Source organism: Pseudomonas sp. C2.3V, from assembly GCF_058536325.1.
The window spans coordinates 95,732-110,967 of sequence record NZ_JBZUBN010000003.1 but is presented as its reverse complement, the minus strand read 5'-3'; the positions used below and the strand labels follow the sequence as shown (position 1 = coordinate 110,967).

Annotated in this window: 24 protein-coding genes; 15 read left to right on the top strand and 9 right to left on the bottom strand. The window is 54.8% G+C overall.

What is annotated here, in order from left to right:
- Positions 1-180: 180 nt before the first annotated feature.
- The 7 genes from AC4LF3_RS23575 to AC4LF3_RS23545 form a co-directional block, all read right to left on the bottom strand.
- Positions 181-507, bottom strand: a complete 327-nt coding sequence (locus tag AC4LF3_RS23575) for a hypothetical protein (RefSeq protein WP_073450571.1) — start codon at positions 505-507, stop codon at positions 181-183.
- A gap of 19 nt (positions 508-526) precedes the next feature.
- On the bottom strand, positions 527-1,282 hold the full coding sequence (locus AC4LF3_RS23570) for a PRTRC system ThiF family protein (RefSeq protein WP_019367242.1): 756 nt from the start codon (positions 1,280-1,282) through the stop codon (positions 527-529).
- Positions 1,279-1,980, bottom strand: coding sequence for a hypothetical protein (locus tag AC4LF3_RS23565; protein WP_019367243.1), 702 nt, complete (start codon positions 1,978-1,980; stop codon positions 1,279-1,281). Before AC4LF3_RS23565 ends, AC4LF3_RS23570 begins: the two co-directional genes overlap by 4 nt.
- Positions 1,973-3,364 (bottom strand): hypothetical protein, encoded by a 1,392-nt coding sequence (locus AC4LF3_RS23560; protein WP_019367244.1) that lies wholly within the window; start codon positions 3,362-3,364, stop codon positions 1,973-1,975. The genes AC4LF3_RS23565 and AC4LF3_RS23560 overlap by 8 nt, the downstream gene beginning before the upstream one ends.
- Positions 3,365-3,466: 102 nt before the next feature.
- Positions 3,467-3,679: a PRTRC system protein C gene (locus tag AC4LF3_RS23555; protein WP_019367245.1), complete on the bottom strand. Its 213-nt coding sequence runs from the start codon at positions 3,677-3,679 to the stop codon at positions 3,467-3,469.
- 11 nt (positions 3,680-3,690) lie between these two features.
- Positions 3,691-4,140, bottom strand: coding sequence for a PRTRC system protein E (locus tag AC4LF3_RS23550; protein WP_125913228.1), 450 nt, complete (start codon positions 4,138-4,140; stop codon positions 3,691-3,693).
- Between the two features lie 23 nt (positions 4,141-4,163).
- Positions 4,164-5,927, bottom strand: a complete 1,764-nt coding sequence (locus AC4LF3_RS23545; RefSeq protein ID WP_125913227.1) for a PRTRC system ParB family protein — start codon at positions 5,925-5,927, stop codon at positions 4,164-4,166.
- A 386-nt stretch (positions 5,928-6,313) separates the two neighbouring features.
- Here AC4LF3_RS23545 and AC4LF3_RS23540 point away from each other — a divergent pair, with 386 nt between their 5' ends.
- From AC4LF3_RS23540 to AC4LF3_RS23470, 15 genes are all read left to right on the top strand, one after another.
- Entirely contained in the window at positions 6,314-6,667 is a 354-nt protein-coding gene (locus AC4LF3_RS23540) for a hypothetical protein (protein WP_125913226.1), read from the top strand.
- 15 nt (positions 6,668-6,682) lie between these two features.
- On the top strand, positions 6,683-7,168 hold the full coding sequence (locus AC4LF3_RS23535; protein WP_181123720.1) for a hypothetical protein: 486 nt from the start codon (positions 6,683-6,685) through the stop codon (positions 7,166-7,168).
- 207 nt (positions 7,169-7,375) lie between these two features.
- Complete coding sequence (locus AC4LF3_RS23530; RefSeq protein ID WP_125913255.1) at positions 7,376-7,600, top strand: hypothetical protein; 225 nt, start codon at positions 7,376-7,378, stop codon at positions 7,598-7,600.
- A 65-nt stretch (positions 7,601-7,665) separates the two neighbouring features.
- On the top strand, positions 7,666-8,106 hold the full coding sequence (locus tag AC4LF3_RS23525) for a hypothetical protein (protein ID WP_150345843.1): 441 nt from the start codon (positions 7,666-7,668) through the stop codon (positions 8,104-8,106).
- Positions 8,103-8,501: a hypothetical protein gene (locus AC4LF3_RS23520; protein ID WP_125913247.1), complete on the top strand. Its 399-nt coding sequence runs from the start codon at positions 8,103-8,105 to the stop codon at positions 8,499-8,501. Before AC4LF3_RS23525 ends, AC4LF3_RS23520 begins: the two co-directional genes overlap by 4 nt.
- An 8-nt stretch (positions 8,502-8,509) precedes the next feature.
- Positions 8,510-8,836 carry a hypothetical protein gene (locus AC4LF3_RS23515; RefSeq protein WP_125913248.1) on the top strand — a complete coding sequence of 109 codons (327 nt, stop codon included), beginning with the start codon at positions 8,510-8,512 and terminating at the stop codon, positions 8,834-8,836.
- A 28-nt stretch (positions 8,837-8,864) separates the two neighbouring features.
- Positions 8,865-9,350 carry an SPFH domain-containing protein gene (locus tag AC4LF3_RS23510; RefSeq protein ID WP_125913249.1) on the top strand — a complete coding sequence of 162 codons (486 nt, stop codon included), beginning with the start codon at positions 8,865-8,867 and terminating at the stop codon, positions 9,348-9,350.
- A 32-nt stretch (positions 9,351-9,382) separates the two neighbouring features.
- Positions 9,383-9,691: a hypothetical protein gene (locus tag AC4LF3_RS23505; RefSeq protein WP_150345842.1), complete on the top strand. Its 309-nt coding sequence runs from the start codon at positions 9,383-9,385 to the stop codon at positions 9,689-9,691.
- 9 nt (positions 9,692-9,700) lie between these two features.
- Positions 9,701-10,339, top strand: a complete 639-nt coding sequence (locus AC4LF3_RS23500; protein ID WP_181123723.1) for a hypothetical protein — start codon at positions 9,701-9,703, stop codon at positions 10,337-10,339.
- A gap of 419 nt (positions 10,340-10,758) precedes the next feature.
- Positions 10,759-11,058 (top strand): hypothetical protein, encoded by a 300-nt coding sequence (locus tag AC4LF3_RS23495; protein ID WP_313727705.1) that lies wholly within the window; start codon positions 10,759-10,761, stop codon positions 11,056-11,058.
- Positions 11,058-11,486, top strand: a complete 429-nt coding sequence (locus AC4LF3_RS23490; protein ID WP_181123727.1) for a hypothetical protein — start codon at positions 11,058-11,060, stop codon at positions 11,484-11,486. The genes AC4LF3_RS23495 and AC4LF3_RS23490 overlap by 1 nt, the downstream gene beginning before the upstream one ends.
- Entirely contained in the window at positions 11,483-11,683 is a 201-nt protein-coding gene (locus tag AC4LF3_RS23485) for a hypothetical protein (RefSeq protein ID WP_010799339.1), read from the top strand. The genes AC4LF3_RS23490 and AC4LF3_RS23485 overlap by 4 nt, the downstream gene beginning before the upstream one ends.
- A 250-nt stretch (positions 11,684-11,933) precedes the next feature.
- A complete protein-coding gene (locus AC4LF3_RS23480) occupies positions 11,934-12,485 on the top strand; it encodes a hypothetical protein (RefSeq protein WP_125913165.1) in 552 nt (183 codons plus the stop codon).
- A 103-nt stretch (positions 12,486-12,588) separates the two neighbouring features.
- On the top strand, positions 12,589-12,951 hold the full coding sequence (locus tag AC4LF3_RS23475; protein ID WP_125913166.1) for a hypothetical protein: 363 nt from the start codon (positions 12,589-12,591) through the stop codon (positions 12,949-12,951).
- Between the two features lie 288 nt (positions 12,952-13,239).
- Positions 13,240-13,482 (top strand): hypothetical protein, encoded by a 243-nt coding sequence (locus AC4LF3_RS23470; RefSeq protein ID WP_125913167.1) that lies wholly within the window; start codon positions 13,240-13,242, stop codon positions 13,480-13,482.
- Between the two features lie 47 nt (positions 13,483-13,529).
- Here AC4LF3_RS23470 and AC4LF3_RS23465 read toward each other — a convergent pair whose 3' ends face one another.
- Together AC4LF3_RS23465 and AC4LF3_RS23460 are read right to left on the bottom strand one after the other, a co-directional pair.
- Positions 13,530-14,009 (bottom strand): hypothetical protein, encoded by a 480-nt coding sequence (locus AC4LF3_RS23465; protein WP_125913168.1) that lies wholly within the window; start codon positions 14,007-14,009, stop codon positions 13,530-13,532.
- A 301-nt stretch (positions 14,010-14,310) separates the two neighbouring features.
- A complete protein-coding gene (locus AC4LF3_RS23460) occupies positions 14,311-15,207 on the bottom strand; it encodes a LysR family transcriptional regulator (protein ID WP_125913169.1) in 897 nt (298 codons plus the stop codon).
- Between the last annotated feature and the right edge of the window lie 29 nt (positions 15,208-15,236).

The window sequence follows — 15,236 nt, the reverse complement described above, 5'->3', positions numbered from 1 at the left end:
CATGTTTCAAACAATGTGTATTGTGCTTTTTCTCGCTCAGGGCGTCATTCAGGGACGGCCAGATAGCACAGGAAACCAAACGCCATAGCTGAGGAAATACCCATTCCAGCCAAGAAAAATGCTAATGCCATTTCTGGCTCCAATTAGGTGCTGGTTGGACACAAGAGTCTTTTTAACCTGTTAAGGCGCATTCTTCACGATCTCGCCGGTTTCCACAAAATGATGCAAATAGGGTAGTAACTCAGCGACCTGCTCACGTGTTAAGTGCATTCGCGTGTTAATGACAACATCATCCGGTAACGGGAAAGGAACCCATCCAGTTGTTTGGTGTGTGTGTATGCCGTACTCCATTGCCCGTGAAGCCATGATCTTCGGGTCGCTATCGTCACAACCCAGCCAGATAGCATCTTCTTCGGCAAGGCTGCTCTTTTGCAGGCTGCACTTGACGCCGTATCGGTCTTCAAACGTGACCAGATCAAAGCCCCGTAAGGTATGCTCAATTTTCATAGCTCAACACCATGTGAGTTTAAGGAAACCCTGCTGTCATCTGCTCACCCGTTTCCAGATTGACCGAAACGCAGTGCTTGCTGGTCTGCCCGTAGCGCAGCAGCTCCCACACAATGCTCATCCCTGCCGTGGTGACGGCGCGGTTGACGAGGCAGTCCTGCGTGGCAATCGACTCGGCGGCTGAACATGATTTACGCAAGTCGTCTTCCAGCGTAGCGATCTCGGGAAATACGTCCATTACGCACGGATAGCGGCGGCGATTCTGCTCATGCAGCGCCCCGAAAACAGCCTGTCCGTGGCGGTGGCCATTGCCAAGGTCCAGCCACATGCACAACCGTTTGCCGTACTGGATACGGGATATATCACGGCGAGCCGAGGGCAGGTCTACCGCCGAGATGATAAGGTCAGCCCCTTCAATGGCGGAATAGGTCTGTTTGCAGGGGAAACGGCAGGGAAGGCCCGTCCATGACAGGCCCAGCATCAGGTTGTAGCGGTTGGCAAGGCTCACGGCCTTGTTTTGCCCTAGATCACAGGGCCAGAAGCGCTGGCGCACCAGATTCGGCTCACGCACAACGCTGTCGTCAATGATCGTGACGTGTAGTCCTGTGGGATGCCCCAGCGAGACCAGCGCATGATGAAACGCGGCAAGGGTATCCACGACCTCACTGCCATTGCCGCCCGCGCCAATGACCACGATATTCGGTGCCTTCGAGCGCCAGTGATCGGGCGTCTTGAAAACGGTGGGTTCAGGGTACAGGGGCGTGGCAGCGCTCATACGGCAGCCTCCGGTTTGATTACATCACTCAGCCGAATTTTGTCACCGAGGCATGTAAGCGGGACAAGTCGTGAGGCAGGAAATGTTTTGGCCTTGGCCGAAAGGTTGCGATAGAACTCGATCAAGTCCTCAAAGCCTCGAATACCCTTCATTGGGCAGATGGTGCCCTGATGGGTGTTGGTGCTTTCCAGTACAAAGCGCTGCCAGACTTCGATATTGGAAGGCGATATGTTGCGCGGAAGATTAACGTTTCCGTTGCAGAACGTGCCGCCGGAATACACATTGCCCAGCGGCACGTAGAAAAGCTCGGTATCAGGCGTGGGGCGAGCATTGCCCTTGAAGGCAAAGCTGCGTAATGCACGGTTTGCTTGAGCGACGTAGATCAGGCCCGGAATGGGCGCTCGGATCAATTCACCGCGAAACGGAATATCAATAATCTGCTTGGGCGTGTACCAGACCAGCATATTACGGCCACGAACCAGTATGTTTGGTCCGATAAATTCGGCCTCGGGCATCTCGTCCAGCAGCACGTTCAGAAGCGTCTCTTTGTCCCACGCACTAAAGGCTCGGCCTGCCCCAAGGGTAAACTGCCTGCCCTCATCCAGCGGCATGATGTCGTGGCTGGTCAGATCAAGTCTGCCGGTCTGCTTGTGATGATGAATCAGAAGGGCTTTGGAACTGATCTGCTCGTTAAGCATGGCTGAATTCCTTCAAGGCGATGTCGAGTCTGTCCAGCAGGTAAAGGCATTGCTGCATCCGGTGAAGGATGGGCAGTACTTCCTTTTCCAATCTCTCATGAGAAAGTGGGAATGCAACAAACAACGCGCAGGAGTTCTGCGCGTACCCGTCGAAATGCTCAAGGGCATCCTCTTCCAGACAGGTGAAGCGTGGGCCTGCAACCGAGGCATAAAGGGTTTCGAAAAAAACCACGCTTTCCTCGGCGGACCCGTTGTAGAAATGCTCATGAATGGGGAAGTAACTGTCTGCGCCAGCCATGCAGACTTCCAGCGCTTCCGAAAGGACATCCAGTACCGGCGCTAGCGATGAAGCATCTGCACGTAGCTGCTGGAGTTGGTCAAGCAACTCCCTCATCTCATCGCACAGGTGTCCGTCTACATAGTCATAGTTCAGTCTAATGTTGTAGTTCTGGTCAAAGTCGCGCATTTCTTCGAGCAGCGCTGCTGCACGCTCGCAGGTGCCTTCATCTCGGCTACCGTCCAGCCCCAAGGCCCATGATTCAAACGGGTATTCATCTTCATGCGTGTCGGCCAGATAATCCATCAGTTCCTCATGGGTCCATCCGGCCATTCTTTCCTTCATGGCGTCATAGGCTTCACCGTAGATGGTTGAATACATACCATCAGGCCCGATAAAGCTCGCTGGCGTATGGAATGGCACCAGAAAGTGGCTCATGGCATCCAGTGTTTTCAGGATGAGGATGCGAATTTCCTCATGCCTTTCGCCTTCGGGAATCATAAGCTCTATCTGGTTGAACTCGGTCGCACTGAGGACCAGTTCATCTCCCTCAATCGTTGCGTCGAAGTGCCACCGGAGCCTTTCTCCGTTGGTTTTAAGCACCTCCTGCAAAGCGCCTTCACATAGCGCCAGCAGTTCAGCGGCGCATGCTGGTCCCTGTGGTAGAAGCGGCTCGACATCCTCTGTCTCGATCAGGTGTTGGCGGATACAGGCGGCAGTCAGACGAGATGCGAATAGCTCGTCAATCATGGGTTGGCTAAGGCGCTCGATGCGTTTCCTGATACCTGGGATCAGTCCTTTTCTGCTTATGCAGGTTCTTGCTTCAAGAGCCTTGATGACGACTTGGGTAAGCTGGTACAGCCCATAGCGATTGGGATAAAGGGCCAGTAATGCCAGCGCCTTGTCGTCAATCAGTCCGCCTTCAAAAGCGGCGCGACAGAACAGGGCATGACTTCTGTGATCGACGAGGAAAGCATGTGTTTGCTCGAACTCATCCCCTAACACTTGCCGCATGGCTACTGAAACATGCGGCAATGTCAGAGGGGTTAGCGCGGCAGGACCAAATCTATAGTGCCCGGTGCTGATGGAGTATTCAGGAGTGCCCATAGCTTCCTCAACTGGTCGTGAGTGAGCGAATTTTTAGTGTGTAGCGGCGCAGTGTGGGCAGCGAGATCGCCGCTGCCCCATGCGTCCAAGATGGCCAGTGGATCAACCTTTGGCTCCAAACGATGCTTGCCGGAACTCGTAGACATGGCGGTCTCCTTCGATAATGGGATCAATGATTTTTGCTCCTAACAGGCGCGGGTAGCTGCGGGCGTAATGGCGCAACACTTCTTCGGGCGAAAGCTCAGGGTTCGGGTCCGGCAGGTCTTGGCCGCTGGAACGGAAAATGCGAGTGAGCGTAAGAATGGATGCAGGCATGGTCATGATCCTCAGAAATGGTCGCCAATGGAGAAAGGAATGTCTTCCGCCTCGGCGGGTGACGTGACGGATTCACGTTCATCCTCACTGGCGTCCTCGGCTGGCGCGGGTGCGGTCGCGGCTGGGGTGGTGGGTACAGGAGCCGCTACCGCCTTGCTGCTGGCCTGTTCCCTGATCTGGCGCAAGGCTTCAAGCGTGGCGGTGCCTTCGGCTACCACGGCGCTCACCTGCGCGAGCTTGGCGGTTAGCGCGGCTTCCAGTTCTTCCGGTGTGCCGGTGGCTACCAGCGGGCGGGTCATCAGCGCGTGGACCTGTTTGATCTCGTCGCTGGCGTTGTCCTCGACAGGGCCGAGGTTGGCTGACAGGACCAGCCGAACGCGGCCTTCGCCTGCGCCGGAGGCTTCGATGTTGATGCGGCCTTGGGCGGTAACAGCACTGGCAATGGAGGTGAAAAAAGTCATGTGAGGCTCCTTTAGTTATGGGTTCAGGCAGCTACGGAGGGGCTGCTGTCAGCCGCTTTTGCCGGTGCGGGAGTGAGGAAGACGGGGAGGTAGCCCTGCCATGAGAAGCCGTCTAGCGGAAGGAGCATGGCCTCGACCAGTTCCTTCTTGCTTGAGGTGAGCTTCTTGAATGCCCCCTTGCCGTGTGTGTTCTCGTAGGCCACTCCAAACCCCGAGCGCTCGCAGTCCGCTACCAGTTCGTCCTTGGTCAATATGTCCAAGTATTCGCGGGTGACGCTGAATGTCTGGCGCGGATCAAGGCTGTGACGTGCGATCAGCTCGCCTGCCAAGAGGCCGGATTCATGATTATCAAACTCGTCATTGGTGACAGTTCGGCAGAAGGTGAGGCCCGAAAGCTGGACCAGTGCGGCCAGCAATTTGGCTTCTTCGTGCTGGGCAAGATCAGCAATCCATTTCACGCGCTCACGAACCATCGAAGGGCGTGGGGGAAGACCCTCGGACTTGAGCATCTTGTCTGCAAGTCCTGCTTCAATGTCGCGGCTCAGGTCATTCACGACGCTTGAGATAGCCTGTGCGTAGCCGTAGGCCGGAGCACTGGTAAAGTGCCCATGTGCGAGTTTGACATGGGCCTTGTGTGCCACGCGGCGAAGGGCTGTGCGAAGCGTTTTGGGCTTGCTTGCAGCCTTGGCCTTGGGCGCGGTTGTGATTGAGGTTGCGCCAGCCGTGCCCGTAGTTGTCGTGGGTGCGGGTAGGGGCTGAGTTGCCGCCTTCACTGCCGCTTGGTAGTCGCTGACTTTTTCTTCATGACATGCGCTGTTGAAGCAATAACGGCCTACCAGTGAGCCTTCCTTGCCGTTGCGGGTATCAAGGATGACGCCGTAGCTGGCGCAGGACAGGCAGGCTGTTGCCTGCTCCTGCCCCACACCTTTACTGCCGTCTGTGGCAATGATCTGGTAGCTGTTGGCCGGAACCTGATCGGCGCGGTGAACGGTGCCGTATTCGGCCTTGGCGTCCTCGATAGCGGCATCCAGATGAGCCTTTACCTTGTCACCCCAGCAGGTGAGGTTCTGACACTGGCCTGAACCTACGCTGGTATCAAAAAGGTCTGCATAAGAAGATGAGTTGTGCGAGCAACCGATGCACTTGGCGGTATCGAACACTGCCTGATCCAAGCGGCGGGTGAGCTTTATCAGACGGTCCCGCGCCTCGGTAACGCCAACATTGCCTTCTATGATCTTGGCCAGCACCATGTCCTGATCGTGGTGTTCCAGGGGGCACAACAGTTCGGCATGGCCGAGCTTGATCTGGCCGTCCAGTAGCGCCTTTTCCACCGCACCGCTGGCATGGGTCAGGAGGATACGGGCGCTGAGTTTGGAACGGCTCCAGCCGAGCAGCCGCATCACCTCGTCGTGGTCGTTCTCGCACTGCACCAAGAGCGCTGCTGCCGCGTTGGCTTCCTCAATCGGCGTCATGTCGCTGCGCTGTACGTTCTCGGTCACAGCCGCCACGCGAGCCTCATCGTCCGACATTTCCTTGACCAGACAGGGGATCGTCTCGATGCCCAGCTCGCCAGAGGCCAGCCAGCGTGTTTCGCCTGCCACCACCTCGTAGTCGTGGTCTGGATCATTGCTGACGGGACGAACAAGGATCGGCTGCAAGACGCCCTGAGCCTTGATGCTTTGCTTGAACGCCTCGTAGCGCTCGGCATTACGCCCCTTGCGCGGCTGGTTGGAGTTGCGGCGGATACGGGCAACTGCAAGGTGCTTGATTTCGACCGATTCAGACATGGCTGACCTCTGTTCAGACGGTGGGTTTGTTCCTGCTTCCTAAATCCAGCGTCTCATCGAAATCCGGTTATGCAAGGGCTGAAAAGGCACTTTAAGGCATTAATTTTTAAAGTTTTTTGGGCTTCCAAAGAGGATTTTTACGGGTACAGGCTGTACAGCCAAAAATACCCTTTAGGGGCGTTTTTAATCGGGGCGGCAAAAGGTTTGTGCATTCTGTACAGCGCCGCTTTGGGTAAGGCGGCTAGCAGGTTATTCCAAGAAATCAATATTTTTTTTATACCCCAAACCTCGTGGTTGATACCCGCGCGGGTATCAACCACGAGGTTTAGAGGGCCTGTACCCGCTTTACACTGGCAGTCCTTTTCATGGGGACGTGAGGGCGGGTAATGCCATTCCTACTGGTTGCACTGCTGGCGTGGGGTATCTGGCTCTGGAGCGGCGATGCAGAGCAGGCTGCACAGGTGAACTACTCGGCCCAGCGCAATGAAGCGCAGGACAGCATTCTGGTCGGCCTCACTGCACTGAACGATCCAGCCGTCAACGCGTTCGTGAACGAATGGCGCCGCGCCTATCCCTCGCCAACCCCCGAGCAGTTGTCCCGGCTGCGCATTGCCGCAACGAGTATTCATAACGACCCGCGTGTAGCGCAGACCTACACCGTTAGCTGGAAAAACACCCATGCGCTGTGCGGGCAATTGACTTCACCGTTTGGCGATATCGAGTGCGAGCCTGGAATCTAGCTGGAGGGTTAAGCCATGAATGCATCACGAGAACTGATCTGGACCGTGCTGGTTAATGGTGTACGGGTTGGCCGGATCGAGGACAGCCGCTATCAATGGCTGATCCAGCAGAGCCGCCGTGACCGGCGCCTGCATCTGGCGCAAGCCGTTGAAATACTCAAGTACGCACTGCGCATGTTCACCCTGTTTTTCCGGGCTGTGCCTCTCTTTGCCTTCTGGGCGCTGCTGGGCCTTGGCCTGCTGGCGCCAGACGACTTCCAGTTATTGATCTCCCGTGGCCTGCCGGCTCTGCTGTCATCCCCGCTGACGTCGGTAGCTATGCTGGCCGTTGGGCTTTCATGCGGCATTACCACGCTGTTGCGCGGTGGTATGCGCAATGTCTTCAACGACCGCCGCGATGAACTCCTGCGCCGGTATCTGAAAGTGGCCATTCCGGGCGAGCTGGTGCTCGTCTGCTGGGATGCACGCTCTGCACTACACCCTGTGTCACCCACCCCATAAAACGAGAGAAGGAGGATGTTATGGCTATTGGTATTCCTGAAGCACTGACCCTGACCGGTATCTGCACGGTCATGCTGCCCATGCTCACCGCATGGATCGTTGGCGGCGAGTGATCTTGTCATCAACTGAGTATGCCCTGCCAGTAGCCGTACCGCTGAACAGGGCATCCCAACCCAGCGAGGTATCAACCTTGACGGAGATTCCAAGATGAACAAAGAACAAGATGAAAAAGTGAGAGTGGCGTTCGCTGTAGCCTTATCCCTCTGCGGCTGCTACGGCTTGAGTTTACCCAACGATGAGTTTCTCTCCAGCAAGATCATCCTGACGGGTATGGCTTTTACCTTTGCCTACATGTTGTTTTTCGAGAAAGGAATCTACAACCCGCGCCTGGTTAAAAAATGCAAACAGTGGCTGGCTAAAAAGCCAAAGTAGACCGCTTGCATCCCGAATAACCCGTGAGAGGGTGGATATACACCCACTGCTCAGGAGATCCAGCGATGAGCATTCAATGCAACGCAGAGCTTTTTCCGGAAACGCTGGAGGCACTCGTGGATCCGGTCGTGTTTGAAGGCGAGCACCGCTGCAAGTTCGGCCATGCCACGGTAGTCGTGAAGCTGTTGCCATCCTGGAGCTCCGACACGGGTTTATGGACGGTGGGGTGGTTCTGTCTGGTTGATCGATCCGTGGACGAGTGGATGCCGGGCCAGCGAACACATGCCGTCTGGCCATGGTACCGCCCTGCCCAGCAACCCTGCTCCCGCAGCTATGACATCGCGTGTGCGGTAGCGGCAAGGGCCGCAAAGATCGTGCTCGAGCAAATGCTTGAATTCACATGCAGTGAAGACGTGAACACTTCGGTCAGGCAGCTGCAGGACCGGATCGAGAAGCAGGCCATGCAATGGCTACAACCCGAAGCGTACGGAGAGAACAGAACATGAGCCTCTTTGACAGGATCACCGGGACCGAAGACAAGCCGGACTACTTTGATCGCAACCGCAAATGGCTGTATCCGCTGGCGGGGTCAATTACATTAATGGCCGCATCTTTGACTCTTTCCATGTGGCAGGCGACGCCTGGCGGGGAAGTAAACCTGTTTATCCCGGAGTGGCTGATCGCGCTTTTTGCCTTGCTGGGAATTGTCATGGCGGGCTTTGGTTTGGCGGTCACCGACACGCTTTCCGCCGCCATTATGCGCTGCGTACTGACAGTGGCCGCCTTTGGCTTAGTGGCTTATGCCCTTTCAACCGTGGACACGCCTGACCTGTACCGCTATCTGATCGGCCTGTTCATCGCGGCTTGCTTCTACTGCATGACGCTGAAGACACGTAGATAGGAGCAGCCATGTCCACTTTTCGATACATCTGCATAGGCCTTGGGACGTTGGTGGTCTTCGTAGCTGCTCTATGGGGAGGCTTCCATGGACTGTATGGACTGGGCTACCTGATTACCGCTACTGCCAGCCACTTCGGGATCAACGCCGCGCAACTGATCATGAGTTTTTTCGGGGGCGCATCGGAGCCGGGCCCTGTCTTTGTTGCAGTCACCAGCATCATGGCCATAGTGCTGTTGGGTGCACTTCTAGCGCTTTTCCTTCTATGCATGGCCGCACTGGGCAAGACAGTTACTGAGCGGTTCGATCAGGCTAGAAATCAACAAATCCAGAGATAATCCCAGCCACTCCAAACGAGGAGTAACCATGAACACTAAAGCATCTGTGGGTGAGATATCAGCCGAGCCGGCTGAACAAACGAAACTGGTTCCGCTGCGCTTTCCTACCATGCTGCGCAAGATGTGGTCCGGTGGGGATGTGCAGGACTGGTTGGACCGCCATGGTCCTGTTTATGTACTGCACGTGAGCAAGGAAGCTGAGCAGGCCAAAGCCGAGCCAGCCGAACAAAGACTCGCTGAGCTGGAGGCCGAGCGTGAGCAGCTCATGCAAGCCCTTAAGCATAAAGACGCAGAACTTGCCGAGAAGGAGGCTGCACTGAAAGAGCATTATCGCGCAAGGCAAGGATTAAGGGCCGAGGCAGCAAACTATCGATGGCTTCGCAGCAATGCCACGCTGCACCGCAGCGCCATCCCGGGCTTTTATGAAATACGGGTACCAGAGTCTCTCAAGGCCCCAGCAGGGTTCGACGATCTGGTAAACCAGATCCGTACTCAGCATCAATCGCCAGCCTGAACGAAGGCTTGAATAGACAGGGGATTGCAGCCTTGAACGAAAGCATTGAGCACAAAGCAGAGCAGGTTGGTACCGACAAGACAGGGTTAGGCCCCTTTCTGGTATCGCTCATCCTGATGCCTGTAGCGTTTTTCGTATGGGAATTGGCCTACTACGAAACCATCTTTGCCGTGCTGGCTGAGCAGTCTCAGGTCTGTGACAGTGGCGCCTCAGGCGCTGTGGACTGCATTGAGTTTGTGTTCACCTGGTTAATGTCGATGGGCCTGCTTGTGGCGCTTAACCTTGCCGCAGCGGTACTGCTGCTGGGCACTATTGCCCTGGCAATCAAAGATCAGAAATAGGGAAATACAGTGTATCTACTTGCATGCTCGATCATGATGGGCGCGTCCGTCACCTACCAGTTCAACCTGATATTCACAAACAGGTTGTGGCAAAAGGCCGAGTACATGGCGCTCCTGTTTTTGGCTACTTGTTTGATGGCTGCGCCAGTACTGATGACGGTCTATCAGGGGGTTATGGTAGCGCGCGGTAACGAGATCACCATGGGTTCCGGAAAACTGGTCATCTGGCTGGCGCTGGCAGGCTCGATACTGGTTGCAGGGATTGGCGCTTTCAAGCTACGAGGCTTGAGCCAGCGCAGCTCCTTCTCAGCGGTTGGCTTTGCAGTAATGCCCATCCTGATCGGTCTTGTCAGCGCCATTGCTGTCGTCAAGCAGCTCGCCTTTATGGATGAAAACAGCGGCATGGTGAACTACGGCGCCATCAAACAGATAGCCGAGATCACGGACATGCCCGACTGCAAGAGCGATATCGTGCTGGCGCACTACGAAAAGGGCCAGCCGGTGGTGTATCGCTGCCCCAAGGCCTACGTGCTTAACGCATTGACCTCAAATCCCTTCGTGCCATGGCCGGACTATATCGAAGGCACCAGCGTACAGCTGGGCCAGGCAATGGATCAGTTTAACGAGCAGGCAAAGAACGAACAGTGAATTTGTAGTTGCCTGGAACGGCTTGAATCCCGACGATTCTGAATCAGAGGACAACCGCAATGAAGCGCGACGACTCGGTGTCAAAGGAAACCGAAATAAAACTGACAGCTGTCGACAAAATCGTTCGGTTAATACTTTCATGCTGCGTAGCAGCAACAACAATAGTGTACTTCTTCCTTCCTCCATCTTTCCTGGAGCGAGCAGAAGAAAATGGTCTTTTTTATAGCACTGAGACCGGAGTAACCACTGAAGCGGAAACCCTGGCCCTCCTCCTATTCTTCTGGATATTCGTATGCATGCTATGGAAGAAAGATCGCACGTAGCAGCCCTTGCATCAGGCATTTTCCATGAGACGCTGACAATGTCCGACCTGCTTTGAGTAGTCGACTTTTCCGACACAACTGCAATGGAGTACAGACATGAGCTTTCAAAGAACCAAGAGGATAGCCAGGTATTTCTGGATTGTTCGCAAACGCCTACTGTTGGGTTCTCTATTCACCGTGCCTCTCCCTCTGATGACATATCTTTGGTTTAACGTGCTGTTACCTCTTGAGAACGTTGATCCTCATCTCGCACCCTGGTTCAAGCCCGGCTATCTTGCTCTTCCTGCCATGCTTAGCATTTTTTGGTTTATTGTCGGTGCATGTATGTTGCTATTCACACTAAGCCTTGGCGACATTGACGATGTATTGGAAACCCCGCAAAAGGGTACCGAGTGATGGAGGGATCTGCGAAGGCACAGCCTTTTGGAAAAAGGGTAGCGGCGATATGTATATACGCGACTATCTATTACGCCGTGCTGGCCCTGGTTATTGGCTTTGGGAGTGAGGTTTTTGCCAGAGCAGTCTGCGCTTTGTGGGTACTGGCCGTGGTAGGCCCCGGCCTCACCCTGAGCCGATTATTCACTATATGGCAGGCCTTCATAGTGAGTATTGGAGTGGTCTTAGTGCCAGCATTGATACTCCTGTATTTCGCTTACGGGATACGCGAATACACGCCGGGCTTTGAGTCCAGCCTTGGCCTGACCGTAGCGGCAGCAGCGTTTCTGCTGATCCTGTCCGAAGCTCTGAAGTGGCTGGTAGGCACAGCGACAGGAGTCACTTTAAGCACTTTTTCAAGGGTCTACCACGAAGGAAACCAGCCATGATCCTGGCAGCCCGAAACGGAAACCTCATCGCAACCTCATTAATCCGCGAGACCGATGAGTACTGGGTTCTCCAGATCCGTGACAACAAGCGAATCCTTGAGGTCAGCAAAACTGACAACCACTGCCGCGCCTTCAATGATATGGCTGATGCGCTTGAGTGGGCTGGCGATTCTGAGCTTGCAGCTGAGTTTCGTTGATGCTGCGTGTTTTGAATGGTGACATCAGACAAAATTTGAGCACCCGCTAGAGATGCTCGGCCAAGTTGGTTTCCACTCCTTGGCTACAGCGATGCTTCTCCTTGCTTTCACTGGTTTCACGCTCTGGGCAATTGAGCGCAAATAGTTAAAGGAAAACGCAATGGGCCTCTACAAACATGTGCATTAGTGATTGTCGGCACTGCGATTGGTGTTTGGCTTGAACTACCCACCATTTTGAATAGGAAAAAAGATGCCTGCTATCCCTCGCTTCCTGCCAGACAACATCACCGTCCCAGGCTACGATGCCTATCAGGTCAGGATCGTGCGAGGTGACTACGAATATTCTGCCACATTCGCCTGGTCGCGATTCGTCAGCAAAGAAAAGGCGCTGCGTGCGGCCGTAAACTGGCGAGACCAGATGCTTGCGAAACTGCCCAATGCTGGGAATGGACGTGGCAGCTTCCGCACTTCCCCAATGGCGCACAAACGTAGCGTCGGGCGCGTCGGAATCACCCGCTATCTGAAAAAGGATCGCCGCCGCCTCGGCTGTCCAGTTTATGTGGTGTACGGGGTTAATTGGACAGATGACCAAGGCAGAAAACGGATAAAGCAGTTCCAAGTAGGCCGCATGGGCACTTTCGAGTGGCATCAGGAGTTGCATGCCTCGCTTACCGCTGAGGCCTTTCGAACCGAATGGGAGTTTTGCCGCAGTACCGGGCAGGTCTTTGAGCCTGATTCTTACCACCGCTGGACAGAGGTGGAGTTGTATCCATTCTTGCCAGCGACTGATCAAAGGCATTAACCATGGATCAACAGACGAACTTCGCTGCATACCACCGGCCCTTGATTGGGCCTTTGGCAGTATCAGGGCGCCGCTTTAGCGCCCGCGAGCTTACGGATATCGCATGAAAATCATTTGTCGAGTGCTAGTCGTAATGACCTATACAGGCTTTGCAGCAACCGCCATTGCTCAAAGCTTTCCGGACAAATCGGCACTAGGGACAACGGACCTAGCGATGTGTACTGCCGCCGCGATGAAATCGGGTCAAGGGATTGAGCTGTACAAGGTGTGGTCCAGCGCACTCGATTCCCGCTACAAAGTGATCTATCCGACGCTATCGGATGCTGATCGCGATGCGTATACCTCGGAACGCATTATCGATAAGCGAAAAAGTCTTCAAACGCAAGGTATTGGAACCACTCCAGCATTCAAAAAATTCTACGATGACAACTGCAAAGCATATCTGCCGCAGCGGGTTTCAGAGTAATCCATCATGCAGAATGAATGTCCTGAATGCGGATCGCAGGTCAGCATGGCGGCATATGATTGTCCGCCTTGTGGTTTCGAGGGTGTGCATCCGGGATACGTTTTTGCATGCTCGGCATGCAGGGTTCGCCTTGATGCCTGGAGCTACCTACGGCCAGTTAGCGCACAAAAGGCCATCAAAAGTTGGAATCACCACTCCGCGATATGGCCTGGAGAGAAAGCGCGTGAGCGCCGGAAGATGGCTATTCACTTACTGAAGATACCCAGTCCTGAATGCGAGTAAAACACTATGTTTGATCGCATCAATAACCTGGTTGCCAAGGACGGATTTACTCTCCTGATCTGGAATGACCGCTACGGCAAGGGAGTCAGGGCAGGACTGGGCATTGTTCATTCAGATATGGATACCGTCTCCAGTCTCTATTCGCTCTGGTCAACGCTCACCAGTCATGCGATTGAAGCTCTAAACCAAGAGTCGACTGAGTATAGTCAGCTTAATCGGCAGCTTGCTCCGCATCCGCCCAAGAAATAGGGAGCCGACTCAAGCGGCCGTCAAGCTGGATATTAGGCCGACAACGCCTATGACTCACTCCTCTTGTACTCATTGAGCACTGAGCTGATTAGCACCACAAGCTCAGCTGCTGTAACTTCGGTGCGCTTGCCCTGAGTCGATCCCCGCAATGCATCTATACGTGACCTGGTTGTAGGCAGCCCGTGAGCGGTCATGGCCTCGGCTATCTCCTTGGCGTCCCAGCCATCATGCCTGAGCAGTAATAACAAGGACTTTACGACATCGCGTAGATCGCATTCAGGTTCGTCGTGATCAGGCCATGGGAGGCCCTTGAGGGTTTGTGGCTGACCGCTGGCCAACATCTGCCCATCCTTTTTGAGCGTTGCTATGCCATCATGCTGGGCGGCATTACGGTCACGCCCAGCACGGTTCCATGCAGCCTGAGCCATGGGCGGCCAATCAGTTTCACATTGCAATTCGTCGTTCAAATAGATGCTATACCGCGCCATGTTCATCCACTCTGGAAGTTGCCCGCGCTCGATAGCCAAGGGCTTCTCTGGTCTCTTTGATGCATGCTTCAACCAGATCTCGGCGGTTGTGGTTGAGCCAATGCATTGCTTTGCGTTGAGCGCTCTCGAAGCTGTGAAAAAAAGGCCTCACAGCCCATTTACTCAGGTCTCTGTGGGTGCGGAGCTTTTCCGCTGATTTGCGCTCAATCCAGACCTCTCCGTCGTACTCAACCTGAAAGCCTGTGCAGCCGACAGGTATTGACTGGCCCGGTAGCAGCGGTTCGGTTGCAAAGCCCTGCAGAGCCCAGGGTGTCATTAGGCGAATATAAGAGTCGCGGCACTATTGCGAAAACGCACCGACATGATTCAAAAAAGCCCGAAGGGGAGCTGCCATATGATGTCTGCTGGGGTAGTAGACATAAAAGCCTGGGAATGGGGGCGTCCAGTCTTCCATTAGCCTGATCAGTTTCCCTTCCGCTATGAGCTCCTTGACTTGATGCCCAAACAGGTAGGCGATACCAGCACCCTCCAAGGCGATCCGAGTAAGCATTTCAGGCTCGGTTACAACCAGCGGACCCTCTATGGAGACTTCCAGCGCTTTTCCTGCCTGCTCGAACTCCCAGCGGTACAGGCTTCCGTCGGTTGGCCAGCGATAGGATAAACACCGATGATCCTTCAGATCCCGAGGTTCGCCTGGAATGCCGTAACGTTCGAGATAGGCAGGTGAGGCTACTACCATCATTTCCAGATCACCACTCAGCTTTACGGCAACCATGTCCTGTTCAACTCTTTCGCCTAGCCGAATACCGGCATCATAGCCCTCCGCCACAATATCGATGAGTCGCTCATCGGTAACGACATCCAGCTGTACACGGGGATAGGCTTCAAGAAACGAAGCGATCAGCGGGGCAAGGTAATGGATGGCAGCTACACGGGTGCTATTGAGTCTTAGCCTGCCGGCAGGCTCGTTACCAGCGGCGCTCACCTCTAACACCATGGCGTCCAGTTCTGCCAGTGTTGGTAGGAGACGCTTGAGTAATCGCGAACCTGTCTCGCTCGGTGCAACGCTGCGCGTCGTGCGATTGAGAAGACGCGCGCCCAGGCGAGTTTCGAGCGACTTTATCGTCTGGCTCAGGGATGAGGCAGACATACCCAGATGAGCAGCGGCTCGGGCAAAACTTCCTTGCTCCACCACAGCAGCAAACGCCCTGAGCTCGATGTATTCACTGCCTCGCATTATGCATTCCTTTTTAAATAACTCATGTT